Source organism: Amycolatopsis sp. A1MSW2902 (assembly GCF_017312175.1).
GTDB classification, from domain to species: domain Bacteria; phylum Actinomycetota; class Actinomycetes; order Mycobacteriales; family Pseudonocardiaceae; genus Amycolatopsis; species Amycolatopsis nivea.
On the sequence record NZ_QJPO01000001.1, the window covers coordinates 5,611,382 to 5,628,953 of the forward strand.

Here is a 17,572-nt window from a genome sequence, read left to right on the forward strand (position 1 = left end):
GGCGCGGAATTGCGGCGGGCGAGGACGGGTGGTCTTCTTGGCTCAAGATCGAAAGGTGAGCCGCCATGCCGTACGCGTACACATTCGACCAGATCCGCGACCGGCCGGTCACCGTGTTCGGTGCCGGGACGCTGGGCAGGCGCATCGCGCTGATGTTCGCCTCGCGCGGCGGGACCGTGCGGATCAGCGACCCGAGCGCCGAACAAGTCGCCGCCGCGGCGGAATACGTGGCGGAGGCGCTGCCTGTCCTGCTGGAAAAGCGCGGCAGCGGCGAGGTCGGCCAGGTCGAGGACGCGGCGTCGATCGAGGACGCGCTGCGTGACGCGTGGCTGGTCGTGGAGGCGGTGCCAGAGCGACTGGACATCAAAATCCCGCTGTGGGGCCAAATCGACGAAGCCGCGCCCGCTGACACCATCTTCGCCACGAACTCGTCGTCGTATCCGTCGCGGATGATGGCCGAGAAGGTGCGCGACAAATCGCGGCTGTGCAACATCCACTTCTACATGCCGCCGACGGCGAACGCGGTCGATCTCATGTCCGACGGCGAAACCGGCCGGACCGTGCTCGACACGCTGCTCGGAGTGTTGCCGGAGTTCGGCATTCATCCGTTCGAGGCGCGAAAGGAAAGCGTCGGCTTCATCTTCAACCGCGTGTGGGCGGCGATCAAACGGGAATCGCTGGCCGTCGTCGCGGAGGGTGTCGCGCGGCCGGAGGACGTGGATGGAATGTTCAAGATCAACTGGCATCTGCCGTACGGGCCGTTCCAGATGATGGACCAGGTCGGCCTGGACGTCGTGCTGGACATCGAAAACCATTACGCGGACGAGAATCCGCACCTGCCTGCCGGCCCGAGGGACCTGCTGCGCAGCTACGTCGACGCGGGGAAGCTCGGGATCAAGACCGGCGAGGGGTTCTACTCGTACGGCTGAATCACGGCAGCACGACGTCGACCCGCAGTCCGCCGTCCGGCACCGCGACCGCGGACACCCGACCGCGGTGTGCGGTGGCTACCGAGTTCACGATTGACAAACCGAGGCCGGCTCCGTCGCGATGGTTCAGGCGTTCGGCGGTCAGCCTGCGGAACGGCTGGAACAGCGAATCGACCGCCTCGGCAGGCACTCGGTCGCCGGAGTTGCGGACGCTCAGCGCCGGCTCGCCGCCGACGTTCACCTCGACCCACCCGCCGGGCCGGTTGTACTTGATCGCGTTGTGCACGAGGTTGGCGATCATCCGTTCGAGCAGGACGGGATCGCCGGGCACCGTGCGCTCGGCCGAGTGGCGGCGCAGGGTCAGTTCGTGCTCGGTCAGCTGATCGCCGTACCGGGTGACGACGGCGTCCACCAGCTCGTCAAGCCGGACCGGGACCATGCCGGGCAGTCCGCGGTCGGCTTCGGCCAGCACCAGCAAGCCCTCGATCAGCTGCTCGTTGCGTTCGTTGACGACGAGCAGCTGCGCCGCGAGCCGCCGCACGTCCTCTCCCCCGCCGGTGACGATCGCGACCTCCGCGAGCGTCCGCTGCACCGCGAGCGGCGTGCGCAGCTCGTGCGACGCGTTCGCGGCGAATCGGCGCTGACCTTCGAAGCCGGCCGCGACGCGGTCGAGCATTCCGTTGACCGCTGTCGAGAGGACCCGCAGCTCGCGCTCGGTCTGGTGCGGCGGCATGCGCTGCCCGAGGTTCCGCGGCCCGAGCTGGTCGATGGTGGACGAAAGATCCAGCAACGGCCGCACCACCCACGACACCACCGGCCGCCAGCTGCGGATCGCCAGAACGACGACGAGGGCCAGCGGCAGGAACCACAAGATCGTGCCCAGCGGGTTGCGGCAGGCGGTACCGCGCGGGCAGAACGAAGTGTCCACGTAGGTCCCGAGCACCATGGAGACTCCTTTGCCGACCGGGTACGCCAGGACCAGCGCGACCAGCAGCCCGCCGAGGAACACCAGCTCGATGCGACCGCGCAGCGAGGCTCGGGCCCGTTTCAGGTAGCCAAACGGTAGCCAGCGCCGGGAACCGTGTGGACTATCGGCGGCGGGCCGAGTTTCTTCCGCAGCGTCATGACCGTCATCCGCACTGTGTTCGTGAACGGATCGGCGTGTTCGTCCCATGCCTTCTCCAGCAGCTCTTCCGGGCTGACGACCCGCTCCTCGGCCCGCAGCAGCACCTCCAACACGGCGAATTCCTTGGGAGACAAGGACAATGGCCGACCGTCGCGCGACGCGAACCGCTTGGCCGGGTCCAGCTCGACGCCCGCACCGTGCAGCACCGGCGGCAACGAGGGTCGTGCCCGCCTCGCCAGGGCGTGCACCCTCGCGACAAGTTCGGCGAACGCGAACGGCTTCGTGAGATAGTCGTCCGCGCCGAGACCGAGCCCTTCAACCCGGTCGCGAATACCCGCCGCGGCGGTCAGCATCAGCACCCGGGTCTCGCTGCCGTCGCCGGCGATCCTTCGGCAGATTTCGTCGCCGTGCACCCGCGGCAGGTCTCGGTCCAGCAGCACGACGTCGTACCGATGGACGGCGACGCGTTCGAGCGCGGCGTCACCGTCGTAGCAAACGTCGACTGCCATGCCGAGGTGCCGCAAGCCCTCCGTGACGGAGTCGGCCAGCATCCGCTCGTCTTCGGCCACGAGCACTCGCATTCAGCTTCTCCTCACGAGCGCCAGTACAACGCCAGGCGGATAAAGACCGGATAAACGCCGATCTTAACTGCCCGGGACCACGCGCTGACTAGACCTGCGGGATGATCTTCGCCGGGAAACGCGCGTCTGGTGCACGGGTCGCAGGGACAGGCGGCTCTGTCGCGAGATTCTGGTCCGCCGTGCGATTTCCGCGCAGGACACAGCGCGAGCCGAGTGCGCGAGCCCGGTCCCGTGCACTGCTCGAGCCGCGCGCTCTTGGCCGATGCACCTCGCCGGTCAGGTCACTCAGCCGGGTTGCGGTGGCCGTGTCCAGTTTGTCATCCGGAGCAGGCACAGGGAGCGCCGGACGGCTCGAACCGTCTGGATTTTTGGCGCAGCCTGGGTTCCTTGGGCCGTTCGGATTCGTGGCGTGGCTCGGATCGATCGCACGGGCCTGGCCTGACGCACGAGTCGCTGGAAAACACGCGCCAGCCCCGAAGGCCGCCGGAAGACACGCGGCTACCTCTGCGCTCCCGAGAATGCGCGCCTTTACCGCGAGGTCTTCTCGAGCGAGCGCGTCTGCCGCCGGTCTCGCCGGGAAACGCGTGTCCACACCAGCGTTCACCGGAAGAAGCGCTTCCGTCTCGGTGCCCTCTGGGAAACGCGCCTTGGCTGGGCGGTTTCCCGGGTGCGGAGCGTCTGCCGTCGGGCTCGCTGGATCGGTACTGGTTTCGCTCGGCGCGTTCGGCGCGGGCGCGACGGTGCGGCATGATCCCGTGCTGTCCGGGACCGTGTTGAGCGCCATGCGCTTCGGCCATGGCCGCCTGCTGGCGACTGCTGTTGTCTATCTCGGCATTTTCCTCCTGGTATCAGCTTGGGTCCGATTAGGACATTCCACGCGTGCGGAACAGGCGGACTCGCGGAAGATCGTGCGGACCACCTGGATGTGGTGTGTACCGCTGCTTTGCGCGCCGCCGTTGTTCAGCACGGACCTGTACACCTACCTCGCGCAGGGCGTGGTGGCACAGTCCGGGTTTGATCCCTACACCCGCGTTGCGGCGGACTTTCCGGGTCCGATCACCGACAATGCGGCTGGCGGCTGGCTGCGTATTCCGTCGCCTTATGGGCCGTTGCATATCTTAATCGTGAAAAGCGTCCTCTCGATAACTGGTGACAACGTGATTCTCGGGGCGCTGCTGACCCGCCTTGCCATGACGGCGGGTTTGGCGCTGATGTGCGTCGCTGTGCCGATCTTGTGCCGACGACTGGGCGCGCGGCCGGAATGCGCACTGTGGATGGCGGCTGCGAACCCGTTGACGGTGCTGTGCGTGGTTTCAGGCGGGCACAACGATTTGCTGATGATCGGGCTCTTGAGTGCGGGCGCGGCGTTGGTGATCACCACTGTACCAGGGTTCGGGTTCGTCTTGGTAGCACTTGCTGCGGCGGTGAAAATTCCGGCTGCGGTGGTGTTGCCGTTTCTCTGGTGGGAGTGGGCACGTCGTCGATCGGGTGGGCGGTTTTCCGTTCGCGGCTATGGGTTCACGCTCGTCGCCGCGGTGTCCATTGTGGTCGTTACGATGGGTCTCTGCAGTGTCTTCGCCGGGGTCAGCCTCGGGTGGATTCGTGCGCTGAGCGGAAATTCGGAGCTCGAACCGTGGTTGTCGGCGTCGACTTCGGTCGGGAAGATCGTGGGCTTACTCGCAGGCGAGCCGGCGGAAGTTGTTGCGGTGAGCCGGGTTGCGGGCCGTGTTGTGCTCGTGGTTGTGGTCGCCTGGTTGTGGTGGCGTTCGCGAGCGGGCGGCGCGGGTGCGGTGCGCGGAGCTGCTGTGGCGCTGTTTGCGACTGTTGTGCTGGCTCCGGTGGCGCTTCCCTGGTATTTCACGTGGCCGTTGGTTCTGGGAAGTGCTGCTGTGTGGCCTCTTTCGCGGGTCACCGTTGCGGCCGCTGCGTCCACGTGGTTGGTGGTCAGCACTCATCCTGATGGCAAGAGTTTGTTGCCACCATGGGGGTTTGGGGTGCTGGCGGTGCTGTCGGTCGTTGTGGGCGTGCTGACTGTGCGCGGGAAGTTCGCACGGTTGGGTGATGCCGGGGCTGGTAGAGTGGTGGCATCAACCTTCGAAGGTTCTTCTTTACCCATCAATGGATTTCTTGCCATTCGTGCGCGTCTGTGTGCCGGTTTGAGTGTGGCGTTCAAGGATCGTGACCGTGTTGCGGTTACTGCACCGCGGTCTGCCGTGGCGGTGATCGACAGTGCTGAGGCGGTGCCGGTCGGGCCGCGGGCGGACGGATGGGGTGGCGGCGAGCGGCGGGCGGATTGCAAGGCGGGCGACGAGCAGTGTGCGGAGAGGTGGATCGGCGACAAGCGGCGAGCGGACAGTCAAGCCAGCGACGGACGGTGCGCAGGCTGGAGGATCGAGGACAGACGACGGGAGGGCAGCGAGGACAGCAATGAGCGGCGCACGGACAGCAGGGTCGGCGGTGAGCGGCGCACGAGCAGCAGGATCGGTGATGAGCGGCGCACGGGCAGCTAGGCCAGCGATGGACAGCAGCCGCGCAGCTTGACTGACAATGGACGGCAGCCGGACAGCAAGGCCGATAATGGGCGGCAGCCAGGCAGAAGGGCCAGCGGCAAGAGACGTGTGGACAGCCGCACCGGCAGTACGGCAAGCGACGTGTGGACAGTCGCACCGGTAGTAGACGTGCGGACAGTCGCACCGGTAGTAAGCGGCAGCCAGACGGCGAAACCAGCGTGCGCGCGGCACGCGAAATGCTCGACGCCCGCGCCACGGCGAGCAGCGCGCGGACAGCCGAACCGGCAACAAACCGCAGCCAGACAACGAAACCTGCGACAAGCAGCGCGGGAAAAGGAGGTGCGAAGGCAAGCAGCGGCCGCACAGTTGGGGCGGAAGGGAGTAGGTGAAAGGTGGGACGGAAGGGAGTAGGTGGAGGGTCCGGCGGTGTGGGCATGAACGCCGCCAAGACCGATCGCTGGGGAGCTCAGCCGGGAGTGGCGCGACCGTCGTGCTGACACGGAAGAGCGACGACGCTGAGCATGGCCGGCTGAGCACGGGTTCAGGTCGCGCGTGCGCGCAGCCGGGCCAAGCTCCAGGGAGGAGAGTCAACGAGAAAAACCCGTTGGCTCAATTCAGCGAAACCGCGACTTCCTCCAGTGCGTCCATCGACGTCTGCATTCCGCCCTCCATACCGGATTCCAGGATGGCGTCGCGGAGTTCCTTGGTGTGCGTTTCGGTCAGCATGGTCACTGTGGTGCGGCCGCCCGATTCGGCGAACGTCACGGTGACCACGGGGGCTTCCATATCCTCGGCACCGGGGGTTTCGTAGACCTCGGTGTGGACCAGGCGTTCGTTGGGCGTTATCTCTCGGTACTCGCCGTGAAAAGCGACCTCGAAATTGCCGTTCGCCAGCATCACGTAGCGCCATTGGCCGCCGACGCGCAGGTCGATGTCTACGGACGTCACGGTGCCTCCTTTGCCGGCCCACCAGCGTTTCACCAGCTCCGGCGTGATCCAGGCGCGGTAGACGTGCTGTCGCGGGGCGGCGAAGTCGCGGGTGATCAGGATCTGGTCGTCAGCGGGCAGCGTCACCTTCGCGGTGCCGGTCGTCGTGTCGGTCATGGGGTTTCCTCCTCGGTCGTGTCCATTTCTTCCAGCACGGCGTCCAGCGAGGCGAACCGTTCCTCCCAGGAGCGTTCGTAGCGGCGTACCCAGTCGTGGATCGGTTTGAGGGCGCGGCCGTTCAGGCTGTAGAGGCGTTGCCTGCCCTCGTCTCGTACCTCGACCGCGCCTACCTCGCGCAGAACTCGCAGGTGCTTCGACACTTGCGGTTGGCCTAAGCCCAGCACGCGGACCAGGTCGTTCACTGGGCGTTCGCCCTCGGCTAGGACGTCCAGGATTTCCCGGCGCCGTGGTTCGGCGACGGCGTTGAAGACGTCCGCGGTGGTTGCTGCCCGTGCCATGCGGCAATCATATTCCGATATGGGTATGCGTCAAGAGGCTGGGCGGGCGCGGACATGGAAGCGTTCTCCTTGCGGGCCGAACAGGGCCAGGACCTCGCAGACCTCGTCGCCCGCGTTGCCGAACCAGTGCGGGACGTGGGTGTCGAACTCGGCGACCTCGCCTGGTCGGAGGATCACGTCGTGTTCGCCGAGCATCAGGCGCAGCTGTCCGGACAGGACGTACATCCACTCGTATCCCTCGTGGACCCGCTGGTCCGGGGGTTCGGGCGAACGTTCTGGCGGGAGGATCATCTTGTAGGCGCGCAGACCGCCTGGGCGACGGGTGAGCGGCAAATAGGTCCGGCCGTGCCGGACGAAGGGTTTCGGGTGCAGGCGCGGGTCGCCGGTCGGGGGTGCGCCGACCAGTTCGTCCAGCGGTACCTGGTACGCGCGGGCCAGGGCCAGCAGCAGCTCCAGGGTCGGTTTGCGCTGGCCTGCCTCGAGGCGGGACAGGGTGCTCACCGAGATGCCGGTCGTTTCCGAGAGGCCGGTCAGCGTCGCGTTGCGTTGTTTGCGCAGGGCGCGCAGCCTCGGGCCGACCGCGTGCAGGACGTCGCCCAGGTCCTGGTCGTCTTCGCTCATGCCGTTCAATTTGCCACTTCGGCAAAGAACTTTGTCAAGTCGGCGCGTTCTCCGGATAGTCCGTGGCACGGGGACTGACAGGAGGATCCAGTGGACGAGAAGTACGACGTGGTGGTGGTCGGCGGCGGTGCGGCCGGGCTCAGCGGAGCGGTGGCGCTCGCTCGGTCGCGGCGGTCGGTGCTGGTCGTGGATTCCGGCGAACCGCGCAACGCGCCGGCCGGGCACGTGCACAACTATCTTGGCCGCGAGAGCACGCCGCCCGCCGAGCTGCTCTCGCTCGGGCGCGCGGAGCTGGCCGGGTACGGCGGCGAGGTCGTCGCAGCGACGGTGACCTCGATTGCCAAGGGGGACAACGGGTTCGAAATCTCACTGGCCGACGGGCGACGCACGCGCGCGCGGCGGGTGCTGGTCGCGACCGGTCTCGTCGACGAGCTTCCCGAGGTCGCCGGGCTGGCGGCGCGGTGGGGGCGCGACGTGCTGCATTGCCCGTACTGCCACGGCTGGGAGGTCCGCGACCGGGCGGTCGGCGTGCTGTCGACTGGTCCGATGACCGTGCACCAGGCGTTGATGTGGCGGCAGCTGACCGATGACGTGGTCGTTTTCCGGCACACGCACCGGGATTTCGACGAGGCCCCGCTGCTGGCTCGCGGGGTCCGGATAGTGGACGGGGCGGTCGCCGCGGTCGAGGCCGAAGGCGACCAGCTGACGGGGGTGCGGCTCGAATCGGGCGAGGTCGTGGCACGCGAGGCGTTGGCGGTCGCGGCGCCGGCCAGGACGCGGGCGGACTTTCTCGCGCCGCTCGGGATCGAGCCGGAACCGGTGGAGTTCAACGGTTTCGTGATCGGCACGCGGGTTCCCGCGGACGCGGCTGGGCGGACGTCCGTGCCCGGTTTGTGGGTGGCGGGGAACGTCACGGACATGCGGGCGCAGGTCGTCGTGTCAGCCGCGGCGGGGTTGATGGCCGGGGCGGCGATCAATGGCGAACTGGTCGAGGAGGAGGCCGCGGAGGCCGTGCGGCTGCGGGAAATGCCGTTTTCGCATCAGATGGAGCGGGAGGTTGCGCGGGCTAACGAGCGCCTCGCCGAGGACCGGGAGGGCGTGCGAGCCGACGACCACCACACCGAAGACCGCGAAAGCGTACGAGCCGACGACCACCACACGGAGGCACCGCCGTTCGACCGGGCTTCCTGGGAGGAGCGGTATCGCTCGCAGGACGGAATGTGGAGCGGACGCCCGAACGATCAGCTCGTGACCGAGGCTCGCGGTCTCGAACCGGGGCACGCGCTGGACGCTGGTTGTGGTGAGGGTGGCGACGCGCTGTGGCTCGCGCAGCAGGGCTGGCGCGTGACGGCGGTCGACTTCTCCACGACAGCCATCGAACGTGGACGTGTGCAAGCGGCGAAACTCGGGGTGGCGGACCGGATCACGTGGGTTGCGGCGGACTTGGGCGAGTGGGTGCCCGAGTCGAAGTACGACCTGGTGACGTCGCATTTCCTGCACATTCCGTCGACGGCCCGTACCGCCGCGTTCGCGCGGCTCGCGGACGCGGTGGCTCCGGGCGGCACGCTCCTGGTAGTGGGGCACGACCCCGCGGATCACCACGCTGGGCGGCCGCACATGCCGGACATGATGTTCACGGCGGAGGAAGTGGCGGCGACGCTGGACCAGTCGTGGGCGTCGGTGGCCGCGGACAATCGTGAAAGGCCTGCGGTCGGGGCGGAGATGGTGGTTCGGGACACCGTGCTGGTGGCTCGGAAGAGGTGACGGCTCCCCCGGTCTGGCTACGGGCAACCCTGCCAGGCCGGGGGTTGGCCGCAGCTGCGTTGCCGAGGGGTGGTGTGAGGCAGCGCCGTCATGTCGGGGCGAGGTCGGCAGGGCTCGCGCGTCCGCATACACAGGCACCGGGGTCAGCCGTTGACCCAGCATGAATTAGGCGTGGTGCACGGATTCCACGGTGCACAGGTGCGGATCGCTCTCGGCCAGGGCCAGGGCGGCGGACAGGTGGTCGCGGCATTCCGGGGCGGCGAGCATGGCCTGGAAATCCTCGGCGCTCGCCCACTGGGCGTAGTTCACCACGCGGGTGCCGTCGGTGCTCGCGTGGATGTTCGCGGACACGAAGCCGGGCCGGTGGCGGATGACCTCCTCCGTCGCCGTCGTCAGGACCTCGACGAGGGCCTGCTGCTTTTCCGGGGCGACGGTGAAGACGTTCACCAGCGTGGCGACGTCGGCGTCGGTGCTGATGGTGGTGAGCGGCATCGGATTCTCCCTATGACAGGTTCCTGACAAGAGTCATTATGTGTAAGGTTCCTGTCATGAGTCAAGAGACGACGCGACGGCCGGGGTACCTCGTGAAGCGGGTGCAGCAGGCGTTCCGGCAGGCGTCCGACGAGCTCTTGCGGCCGATCGGGCTGTCGATGGCGCAGTACGCGGTACTGGCGGCGCTGGCGGAGAACCCGGGAGCGTCGTCGGCTGAACTCGCGCGGCATTGCTTCGTGACGCGGCAGTCGTTGCGGGACGTCCTGGCCGGACTGAAGACGGCCGGGCTGGTCGCGGTTGCCGAGGAAGCGTCGACCGGGCGGGCGCGACCGGTGCGGCTCACGGCGTCCGGCGAAGACCGGCTGACAGAGGCGCATCGGGTGGTCGACCAGGTCGAGGAGCGAATGCTCGCCGGGATGCCGGAGGACGAGCGGCATCGGCTGGCTGAGCTGCTGAGCATCTGTTCGGAGAACCTGGCGCCAGGGGACCGATGAGTTTTCGCTGCCCCGCCGGTCTACCTCGTTATTGAGCACACGAGGAGGACCCATGGGCAAGGTGTTGTGGCACGTCGCGATGTCGCTGGACGGGTTCGTCGCCGCGGACGGGCATGCGATGGACTGGATGTCGGGCATGCGCGTCACGCCGGGGGTGCACGAGGAATCCATCGCGCGGATCGGGGCGATTCTGGGCGGGCGGCGCGGGTTTGACGCGCTCGTCGCCCGCGTGCCCGGGGAGGTCGCCAGGCAGCCGTATGGCGGAGCGTGGAGCGGGCCGGTTTTCGTGCTCACCCATCATCCGGAGGACGCTCCGGCCGAGGACGGGGTGACGTTTCTCGGCTGCGACGTCCGGGAAGCGGTCGAGATCGGGCTCGCGGCGGCCGGCGGGAAGGATCTTGAGCTGCACAGCCAGGATATCGCGCGGCAATGCGTCGAGCTGGGGATTCTCGACGAGTTCCAGGTGCATCTCATGCCGGTGATGCTGGGCTCCGGGGTGCGGCTGTTCGACAATCCGGACGGGAAACCGGTTCGGTGGGACCGGGTGCACGACGGGGATCCGGCGCTGGCGGTCGACCTGCGATACCGGCTCGCCGCGCGACGCTGAATCCCGGTCAGCGGGACTGATCGGCCTACTAATGGCGTATGGCCCCCACGGGGTTATTGGTCTATACCATTTGGACAGGGGTTTACCGCCCCTCGGTCCTCACCGTGGAGGTTCCACCTATGCGTCTCCCCTCCCCCCGGAAACTGGCGGCCGCGCTCGGCGGGTTGCTGGCCGTAGCCGGACTCGCGGCGCCGCCGAGCACCGCGGCCGCGGCGAGCGGCTCGTCGATCGCGCTCGCGCCCTATGTGGACATGGGCGCGTGGCCGTCGCCTGTGCTGTCTTCGATGTCCCAGCAGAGCGGCATCAAGAGTTTCACCCTCGGCTTCGTCACCGGAGCTGCTTGCAAGGCCAGTTGGTTCGCTGCTTACGACCCGCGCCAGGGCTGGCAGTCCGACGAAATCGCGAAGATCCGCGCGGCTGGCGGAGACGTCAAGGTCTCGTTCGGCGGTGCGTCCGGCGTCGAGCTCGCGCAGGCGTGCGGGGACGTCAATTCGCTGGTCGGCGAGTACGAGGCGGTGATCAAAGCCTACGACCTCAAGTACATCGACGTGGACATCGAGGGCGCGGCGGTCGCCGACCCGGGTTCGATCAAACTTCGTTCACAGGCACTGAAAAAGGTGCAGGACGACAATCCTGGGCTCAAGATTTCCCTGACGCTGCCGGTGCTTCCGACCGGGCTCACGTCGGACGGGCTGAACGTCGTGACCTCGGCGCGGGACGCGGGCGTCAACCTCGACCTGGTGAACGTCATGGCGATGGACTACTACCAGGGCTCCGGCGACCAGGGTGCCAAGGCGATCCAGGCCGCGCGATCCACGCAGGCGCAACTGAAATCGGCGCTCGGACTGTCCGATGCGGACGCTTGGCAGAAGGTCGGGCTCACGCCAATGCTCGGCGTCAACGACTCGCAGAACGAGATCTTCTACCAGAAGGACGCCAGCGCCGTGGTCAGCTTCGCGCAGAGCGTCCACCTGGGAATGCTGTCGTTCTGGGAACTCGGCCGGGACGCGAACGCGTGCAGCGGGCCGCTGTACCGGTGCACGAACATTTCCCAGCAGCCGTACGAATTCTCGAAGATCTTCGCCGGGTACTCCGGCTGAGGAGAAACGGAGCAGCCCGGGCCCGGCGCGGGACCCGGGCTGCTTCCGGCAAGGAACTCAGGGCAGGTAGTACATCGGGTTCGGCAGCTTCACCGGGCGGTCCGCGTAGCCGCCTTCAAGGTCGCTGAACTGGTCGCCGAGGTTGAGCACGATGTGCGCGCCGGTCGACTGGATGTGCGCGCGGGTGCCCGACTTGTACTGGACGGTGTTGCAGGTCAGCCCGCACGGCAGGTAGTCCGGCGGGGTGGTCTTCGGCTTGAAGTACGCGCCGGCCGGGGTCGGGTAGCCCTCGTTGGCGAGGTTCTTGAGCGACTGCGGGCCCTGCTTGTCGTTGCGGCCGGTCAGGAAGTAGATCCGCACCCCGCGGTCGGCGGCCCACTTCGCCAGTTCCAGCACCGGCTTGTTGGCTTCGAAGGTGCCGTCGTCGATGGCTTTCTGCTGCTTCACCGGGTCGAAGCCGAAGTCGTTGTCGGCCTCCCAGCCGTAGGTGATCTCGGACGTGTCGTCCACGTCGAGCACGATCGCCGGGTTCTTCACCTTCCCGAGCTTCTGCTGCAGGTACCGCTTCGCGTCGGCGACCACGCGCTTGGTGTCGGTGACGAACCGGCTGGTTTCGGAGTAGTGGTGCTTGCCGGACGCGTCGAGCCAGTCGCCGTAGTACGCCTTGACGTCGTTCTTCACCTGGCCGATGTTGGCCGGTTCGCGGCCGTGCGCGGCAGTGACGGCGTCGGACCCGGCCAGCGCGGTCGCGCCGCCTGCGACGGTGGCTCCGATGGCCGCGGCGGCGGCCAATTTGACGAGAGCGGGAAAACGAGACACAGCGACCCTCCAGTGATGATGCGTCAACCCGCAGAACTTACGCCGCGTTCCCCGGCTTGGGAACCCTCCATCGGGATGCGCTCGGCGCGGCACACGAACGCCACCGGCGACCGGCCGATCCGCGTCAGCACCACAGTGGACTCTTCGCGACCGCGCGGTTTCAGCTTGCGACGCAAGGCGTCCGGGTCTACGTCGAGGCCGCGGACGAGGATCTCCAGCCGTCCGACGTCGAGCTTCTTCAACGCCTGCCCGAGCGTCTTTTCCCGGTACGGCAACTGTTCGAGCACCCGGAAGGCACGCACTCCGGGCGGCGGCGTGTCGCCGGTGAGGTAGGCGATGCGTTCGTCCAGTTGCCACAAGCCGTGCCGCGCCGCGTAATGCCGCACGAGCCCGGCTCGGACGACCGCGCCGTCCGGATCGACCAGCCACTCCCCCGCCGCCCGTACAGGAATGTCGTCCGGTTCCGCGTCAGTGAGAGTCCACTGTGTACTGTCCGAACGCAACACTGTCGCGCGACGGGTGACCCCGGACGAGAGTCCGCGCCACAGGCAGGCTTCGCGGACTTGGCCGTCGAGCGACACGAGTTCGACCTCGTCCGCCCACGGTGCGATGGAGAAATCCATGCCGGGCGCGCATTTCACCGACAGGATCCGGCCGGGATACGCGGCCACGAGTTCGTCGAGCGGCGGCAGGAAGTCGGCCGGACGCCACACCCGGCGACCCGCGGAGTCGCGGCGGGCGGGATCGGCGACCACAGCGGCGGCCCGGGAAATCGGCCGCAAGGCATCGGCCCGGGCGATGAGCGGGGAGACTCCGGCAGCGAAAGCGTTGTGCTGAGCCATTTCCAGCCGTACGGGGTCCACATCGGACCCGACCGCCACCGGGGCGACGCGAGACAGTTCAACCAGGTCCGCGCCGACCGAGCAGGTGACGTCGTGCACCGGCAACCCCGCGAGCCGGGAAGCGCGATGCCGGGCCACTGGCGTAGCGCTCGCCTGCTGCAAGGCGTCGCCAGTGAACAGCCAATCTTCGGACGAAGCCAGCTTCAGAACCGATTTACGCCGCAGCGCAACGGTTTCCAGCACCGGGGAAGCGTGCTCCCCGACCAGGCGACGAGCGGTCGTGACGTCCGCGATCCGCGAACCGTTCAAAGCGGAGCACTCGGCGAGCGCCGCCCGTCCCGCGCCGGAACGCAGGAAGGCGACGTCGTCGAGCGTGAAACTGTAGGGCAATTCAGGACGGCCGCTTGGTCCCGGTGATCATCACGTTGTAGAACAGCTCGCGCGGCAGCACCTTCGACAGCAGCTTCTTGTCCAAAGCGGACAGCCGCAGCCACAGGTGGTAGGCGAACAGCCGCCAGCGCACGGTGAGCTTCTCCTGCGGCACCGCGGCCTCGAAGGTGCGGATCGGCCAGCCGGCCAGCGCCGCCGAGAACTCCTCGGTGACCGCGCGGACGTCCTGGGCGCCGGCGCCGCGCGCCATCGCTTCCAGCTCCGACGGGTCGAAGGTGTGGATGTCGACCACGGCCTCCAGCGCCGCCGCACGCGAGGATTCGTCCAATTCGGACTGCGGACGCCGCCAGCCGCTCAGTGCGGGCAGCTTGGTGATGTTCGTGGTCAGGTACCAGGTGAGCTGGCCGAGGCGGCGCGCGTAGCGGTCGCCGATTTTCGTCGGCTCGCCGGCGAACACGAACCGCCCGCCCGGCTTGAGCACGCGCAGCACCTCGCCGAACGCCTGGCGCACGTCCGGGATGTGGTGCAGCACCGCGTGCCCGACCACGAGGTCGAACGTGTTGTCGTCGTACGGGATCCGCTCCGCGTCGGCGACCCGGCCGTCGACGTCGAGACCGAGGCCCTCGGCATTGCGCAGCGCGACCTGCACCATGCCCGGCGACAGGTCGGTGACCGAACCCTTCTTCGCGACGCCGCCCTGCATCAGGTTCAGCAGGAAGAAGCCGGTGCCGCTGCCCAGTTCCATCGCGTGCTGGTACGGCTGGCCGTCGTCGCCCGCCACCGCGTTGAACACGTCGGTGGCGTAGGAGATGCAGCGCTCGTCGTAGGAAATCGACCACTTCTCGTCGTACGTCCCGGCTTCCCAGTCGTGGTAGAGGACGTTCGCGAGCTTCGGGTCGGCGTAGGCCGCCTTGACCTCGTCTTCGGTGGCGTGCGGGTTCGGCGCCGGGTCGGACACGGAAGTCACTTCCCCTCGAAACTGGCTTTGCCGGGGCCGTTGTCGATGAACGACTGCATGCCGTTCTTCTGGTCCTCGGTCGCCCACAGCGCGGTGAACAGCTGTGTTTCGATCTTGAGGCCGGTCGCCAGGTCGACGTCGAGGCCGGAGTCGATCGCGGTCTTGGCCGCGCGCAGCGCCACCGCCGGGCCGTTCGCGAACTGCGAGGCCCACTTGCGCGCCGCCGCGTACACGTCGTCCGGGGCCACGACCTCGTCGACGATGCCGAGCTTGAGCGCCTCTTCGGCCTTCACGAACCGGCCGGTGAAGATCAAGTCCTTGGCCTTGCTCGGGCCGATCAGCCGGGTCAGCCGCTGCGTGCCGCCCGCGCCGGGGATGATGCCGAGCTGGATCTCCGGCTGGCCGACCTTCACGTTGTCGCCGGCGATCCGCCAGTCCGCGGTCAGCGCCAGTTCGAGGCCGCCGCCGAGGGCGTAGCCGGTGATCGCGCAGACGACCGGCTTCGGGATGTTCGCGACCCGGGCGAGCGACGCGGTCAGCTCGGCGCCGAACTTCGCGATCTCCGGGTAGGTGCGGGACGCCATCTCCTTGATGTCCGCGCCGCCGGCGAAGGTCTTCTCGCCGCCGTAGAGGATCACCGCGCGCACGTCGTCGCGGTCGGACGCCTCGCGCGCGGCCTCGGCGAGCTCGGCCTGCACCTGGTTGTTCAGCGCGTTGACCGGCGGCCGGTCCAGCCGGATCGTGCCGACCCCGCCCTCGACCTCCAGGGTTACGAACTCTCCCACGCGAACTCCTCCTCGTTAACGGCGTTGACGCAGCGCCAGCAGGCTACCGGCCGGTAAGGCCAACCTAGCCGACCTACCTGCGGCGGGCGAAGAACCGCTCGCCCGAACGCTGCAGCACCAGGTCCTGGTCGAACGTCTTGGACAGGTTCTCGCTGGTGATCACGTCGTCCACCAGCCCGGACACCACCGCGCGGCCCTCGCGCAGCAGCAGCGCGTGGGTGAAGCCCGGCGGGATCTCCTCGACGTGGTGGGTGACCAGCACCATCGCCGGCGCGTCCGGGTCCATCGCGAGCACCGACAGCCGGGCCACGAGGTCCTCGCGACCGCCGAGGTCGAGGCCCGCGGCGGGCTCGTCGAGCAGCAGCAGCTCGGGGTCGGTCATCAGCGAGCGGGCGATCAGCACGCGCTTGCGCTCGCCCTCGCTCAGCGTGCCGAACGTGCGCTCGGCCAGGTGCGCGATGCCGAGCGTGCCGAGCAGTTCGGTCGCCCGGTCGAGGTCCATCCGGTCGTACTGCTCGCGCCAGCGGCCCATCACCGCGTACCCGGCGCTGACCACGACGTCGCCGACGAGCTCGTCGCCGGGCACGCGCTGGGCGATCGCGGCGGAGGTGAACCCGATGCGCGGGCGCAGGTCGAAGATGTTCACCTTGCCGATCCGGTCGCCGAGCAGGTCGACGGTGCCGGAGGTGGGGTGCAGTTCGGCGGCGGCCAGGCGCAGCAGGGTGGTCTTGCCGGCCCCGTTCGGCCCGAGCACCACCCATCGCTCGTCCAGCTCGACCGCCCAGTCGAGGGCCGCGAGGAGGTCGTTTCCGGTACGGCGGACGCCGACACCGGACATCCGCACGACGAGGTCGTCAGGATCGCTGGGCAGGATCGGCTCGCTCACGAGCCCATTGTGGCGGTCGCCCGGGCACGGACTCGCACCCGCCCGGGGCTAACGGCGCGCCGGGCGTCCAGCCGCTGGGACGAGCGGCCGTGATCGCGTGGCTGTGGCAGCATCCCCGGCATGTCCAGGTCCGCGCGCCCCGTGTTGTGGCGCCGTCGCGCGATCGACCTGCTCCTGGTGGCTTCCAGCGGATGTAGCCGGGCGCGGCACGCACGCTGATCCTCCGTCGGCGTGCCGCGCTGCCTCGCGTCCCGGCACCGACTCATTCCAGGAGCACCCGCGTTGACCACGTCCATCGTCCGTCCGGAAATCGAAATCCACCCCCAGCTGACCGATCCGCTGCTGCCCGAGTTGCTGCACCCGTCGCGGCTGCTGTGGACGCCGCGCGAACTGGTCGATCTGACCCGCACGGTCACCACCGAACTGACCACCAGCCTGCGCGACGTCCTGCGCTTCGACGAGGACCGGCGCTGGTGGGCGCGCCTCGCGCTGACCGACGGCGTCGAACTGTGGCTGCTGTCGTGGCTGCCCGGCCAGGCCACGAAGCCGCACGACCACGGCGGCGCGTCGGGTTCGTTCACCGTGCTGCAAGGCGAACTCGGCGAGGAGTACCGCTACCCCGGCGGCCCGGTGCGCCGCCGCACGCACCTCGCGGGCCAGGGCATCGGCTTCGGCGCCGGGCGCGCGCACCAGGTACTCGGCGTCGGCAGCGAACCGGCGGCCAGCGTGCACGCCTACTCGCCGCCGCTGGTGCCGACGCGCGAGTACACGAGCCTCGCCGACGTGCCGAACGAGATCCCGCCGCTTCCTGCCATTGTGCGGTCATGAGCGCACTTGATGGTTTCCTCGCCGCCGCCCGGTCCACGCTGGACCGGGCGGACCCGGCGCGCGCCGCCGAACTGCAGGCCGACGGCGCGCTGATCGTCGACATCCGGCCGTACGCCAACCGGGTCGCCGAGGGCGAGATCCCCGGGTCGGTGGCGGTCGAGCGGATCCACCTGGAGTGGCGGCTGGCCCCGGAAAGCGAGTGGCGGCTGCCGGGGGTTTCGGCGGAGACGGTCGCGGTGGTGGTGTGCAACGAGGGGTACGCGTCGAGTCTGGCCGCGGCGGATTTGCAGCGGCTCGGGTTGGCGCGGGCTACGGATCTGGTGGGCGGGTTCCGGGCTTGGGCGGCGGCTGGGTTGCCGGTGCGGGAAGGCGGAACCCCGGCGGTCGATTGAGCT

19 protein-coding genes are annotated in these 17,572 nt (G+C 68.4%); 8 read left to right on the forward strand and 11 right to left on the reverse strand.

The genetic code is table 11. From position 1 onward, the window contains the following. The first annotated feature begins 65 nt into the window (after positions 1–65). Complete coding sequence (locus DMP23_RS25730; RefSeq protein WP_337822763.1) at positions 66–929, forward strand: 3-hydroxyacyl-CoA dehydrogenase family protein; 864 nt, start codon at positions 66–68, stop codon at positions 927–929. A 1-nt stretch (position 930) separates the two neighbouring features. Here DMP23_RS25730 and DMP23_RS25735 read toward each other — a convergent pair whose 3' ends face one another. Both DMP23_RS25735 and DMP23_RS25740 read right to left on the reverse strand, forming a co-directional pair. After that, complete coding sequence (locus tag DMP23_RS25735) at positions 931–1,938, reverse strand: sensor histidine kinase (RefSeq protein ID WP_337822764.1); 1,008 nt, start codon at positions 1,936–1,938, stop codon at positions 931–933. A 38-nt stretch (positions 1,939–1,976) separates the two neighbouring features. Further along, complete coding sequence (locus DMP23_RS25740) at positions 1,977–2,636, reverse strand: response regulator transcription factor (protein ID WP_037811855.1); 660 nt, start codon at positions 2,634–2,636, stop codon at positions 1,977–1,979. Between the two features lie 518 nt (positions 2,637–3,154). On the opposite strand from DMP23_RS25740, the gene mptB reads away from it, so the two are divergent. Continuing rightward, positions 3,155–5,146, forward strand: coding sequence for a polyprenol phosphomannose-dependent alpha 1,6 mannosyltransferase MptB (gene mptB, locus DMP23_RS25745; protein ID WP_337822765.1), 1,992 nt, complete (start codon positions 3,155–3,157; stop codon positions 5,144–5,146). 609 nt (positions 5,147–5,755) lie between these two features. On the opposite strand, the gene DMP23_RS25750 is transcribed toward mptB, so the two are convergent. From DMP23_RS25750 to DMP23_RS25760, 3 genes are read right to left on the reverse strand one after another with little or no spacing between them, the layout of a single operon-like run. Continuing rightward, on the reverse strand, positions 5,756–6,250 hold the full coding sequence (locus DMP23_RS25750; protein ID WP_337822766.1) for an SRPBCC family protein: 495 nt from the start codon (positions 6,248–6,250) through the stop codon (positions 5,756–5,758). After that, positions 6,247–6,591, reverse strand: a complete 345-nt coding sequence (locus tag DMP23_RS25755; protein WP_134669912.1) for an ArsR/SmtB family transcription factor — start codon at positions 6,589–6,591, stop codon at positions 6,247–6,249. The genes DMP23_RS25750 and DMP23_RS25755 overlap by 4 nt, the downstream gene beginning before the upstream one ends. Positions 6,592–6,621: 30 nt before the next feature. Next, positions 6,622–7,212 carry a helix-turn-helix domain-containing protein gene (locus DMP23_RS25760; RefSeq protein WP_205673046.1) on the reverse strand — a complete coding sequence of 197 codons (591 nt, stop codon included), beginning with the start codon at positions 7,210–7,212 and terminating at the stop codon, positions 6,622–6,624. Positions 7,213–7,302: 90 nt separating this feature from the next. Here DMP23_RS25760 and DMP23_RS25765 point away from each other — a divergent pair, with 90 nt between their 5' ends. Beyond that, positions 7,303–8,976 (forward strand): bifunctional NAD(P)/FAD-dependent oxidoreductase/class I SAM-dependent methyltransferase, encoded by a 1,674-nt coding sequence (locus DMP23_RS25765; protein WP_337822767.1) that lies wholly within the window; start codon positions 7,303–7,305, stop codon positions 8,974–8,976. Between the two features lie 165 nt (positions 8,977–9,141). Here DMP23_RS25765 and DMP23_RS25770 read toward each other — a convergent pair whose 3' ends face one another. Beyond that, positions 9,142–9,468, reverse strand: a complete 327-nt coding sequence (locus tag DMP23_RS25770; protein WP_337822768.1) for a putative quinol monooxygenase — start codon at positions 9,466–9,468, stop codon at positions 9,142–9,144. Between the two features lie 56 nt (positions 9,469–9,524). On the opposite strand from DMP23_RS25770, the gene DMP23_RS25775 reads away from it, so the two are divergent. From DMP23_RS25775 to DMP23_RS25785, 3 genes are all read left to right on the forward strand, one after another. Continuing rightward, positions 9,525–9,962 (forward strand): MarR family winged helix-turn-helix transcriptional regulator, encoded by a 438-nt coding sequence (locus tag DMP23_RS25775; RefSeq protein WP_337822769.1) that lies wholly within the window; start codon positions 9,525–9,527, stop codon positions 9,960–9,962. A gap of 52 nt (positions 9,963–10,014) precedes the next feature. Then, positions 10,015–10,569, forward strand: a complete 555-nt coding sequence (locus DMP23_RS25780) for a dihydrofolate reductase family protein (protein WP_337822770.1) — start codon at positions 10,015–10,017, stop codon at positions 10,567–10,569. A 119-nt stretch (positions 10,570–10,688) separates the two neighbouring features. Continuing rightward, a complete protein-coding gene (locus tag DMP23_RS25785) occupies positions 10,689–11,669 on the forward strand; it encodes a chitinase (RefSeq protein ID WP_275293069.1) in 981 nt (326 codons plus the stop codon). A 57-nt stretch (positions 11,670–11,726) separates the two neighbouring features. Here the strand turns inward: DMP23_RS25785 and DMP23_RS25790 are convergent, their stop codons facing one another. The 5 genes from DMP23_RS25790 to DMP23_RS25810 form a co-directional block, all read right to left on the reverse strand. Further along, positions 11,727–12,488: an HAD family acid phosphatase gene (locus DMP23_RS25790; RefSeq protein WP_037811871.1), complete on the reverse strand. Its 762-nt coding sequence runs from the start codon at positions 12,486–12,488 to the stop codon at positions 11,727–11,729. A gap of 23 nt (positions 12,489–12,511) precedes the next feature. Then, a complete protein-coding gene (locus DMP23_RS25795; RefSeq protein ID WP_337822771.1) occupies positions 12,512–13,720 on the reverse strand; it encodes a class I SAM-dependent methyltransferase in 1,209 nt (402 codons plus the stop codon). Position 13,721: 1 nt separating this feature from the next. Beyond that, the gene (locus DMP23_RS25800) at positions 13,722–14,687 is read right to left on the reverse strand and encodes a class I SAM-dependent methyltransferase (protein WP_037811873.1); all 966 of its coding nucleotides are present in this window, start codon (positions 14,685–14,687) and stop codon (positions 13,722–13,724) included. Beyond that, positions 14,684–15,463, reverse strand: coding sequence for an enoyl-CoA hydratase/isomerase family protein (locus DMP23_RS25805; protein WP_337822772.1), 780 nt, complete (start codon positions 15,461–15,463; stop codon positions 14,684–14,686). The genes DMP23_RS25800 and DMP23_RS25805 overlap by 4 nt, the downstream gene beginning before the upstream one ends. Before the next feature lie 73 nt (positions 15,464–15,536). Further along, complete coding sequence (locus DMP23_RS25810) at positions 15,537–16,349, reverse strand: ABC transporter ATP-binding protein (protein ID WP_037811875.1); 813 nt, start codon at positions 16,347–16,349, stop codon at positions 15,537–15,539. Between the two features lie 282 nt (positions 16,350–16,631). Between DMP23_RS25810 and DMP23_RS25815 the strand changes: the two genes are divergently transcribed. Then, a complete protein-coding gene (locus DMP23_RS25815) occupies positions 16,632–17,177 on the forward strand; it encodes a cysteine dioxygenase (RefSeq protein WP_037811876.1) in 546 nt (181 codons plus the stop codon). Then, positions 17,174–17,569 carry a rhodanese-like domain-containing protein gene (locus DMP23_RS25820; protein ID WP_337822773.1) on the forward strand — a complete coding sequence of 132 codons (396 nt, stop codon included), beginning with the start codon at positions 17,174–17,176 and terminating at the stop codon, positions 17,567–17,569. The genes DMP23_RS25815 and DMP23_RS25820 overlap by 4 nt, the downstream gene beginning before the upstream one ends. The last annotated feature ends 3 nt before the right edge of the window (positions 17,570–17,572 follow it).

Coding starts and splice junctions, on each gene's coding strand:
- DMP23_RS25755 (WP_134669912.1), bottom strand. CDS start 6,591: ATGGCACGGGCAGCAACCACCGCGGACGTCTTCAACGCCGTCGCCGAA.
- DMP23_RS25820 (WP_337822773.1), top strand. CDS start 17,174: ATGAGCGCACTTGATGGTTTCCTCGCCGCCGCCCGGTCCACGCTGGAC.
- DMP23_RS25780 (WP_337822770.1), top strand. CDS start 10,015: ATGGGCAAGGTGTTGTGGCACGTCGCGATGTCGCTGGACGGGTTCGTC.
- DMP23_RS25785 (WP_275293069.1), top strand. CDS start 10,689: ATGCGTCTCCCCTCCCCCCGGAAACTGGCGGCCGCGCTCGGCGGGTTG.
- DMP23_RS25760 (WP_205673046.1), bottom strand. CDS start 7,212: ATGAGCGAAGACGACCAGGACCTGGGCGACGTCCTGCACGCGGTCGGC.
- mptB (WP_337822765.1), top strand. CDS start 3,155: ATGCGCGCCTTTACCGCGAGGTCTTCTCGAGCGAGCGCGTCTGCCGCC.
- DMP23_RS25770 (WP_337822768.1), bottom strand. CDS start 9,468: ATGCCGCTCACCACCATCAGCACCGACGCCGACGTCGCCACGCTGGTG.
- DMP23_RS25740 (WP_037811855.1), bottom strand. CDS start 2,636: ATGCGAGTGCTCGTGGCCGAAGACGAGCGGATGCTGGCCGACTCCGTC.
- DMP23_RS25730 (WP_337822763.1), top strand. CDS start 66: ATGCCGTACGCGTACACATTCGACCAGATCCGCGACCGGCCGGTCACC.
- DMP23_RS25750 (WP_337822766.1), bottom strand. CDS start 6,250: ATGACCGACACGACGACCGGCACCGCGAAGGTGACGCTGCCCGCTGAC.
- DMP23_RS25775 (WP_337822769.1), top strand. CDS start 9,525: ATGAGTCAAGAGACGACGCGACGGCCGGGGTACCTCGTGAAGCGGGTG.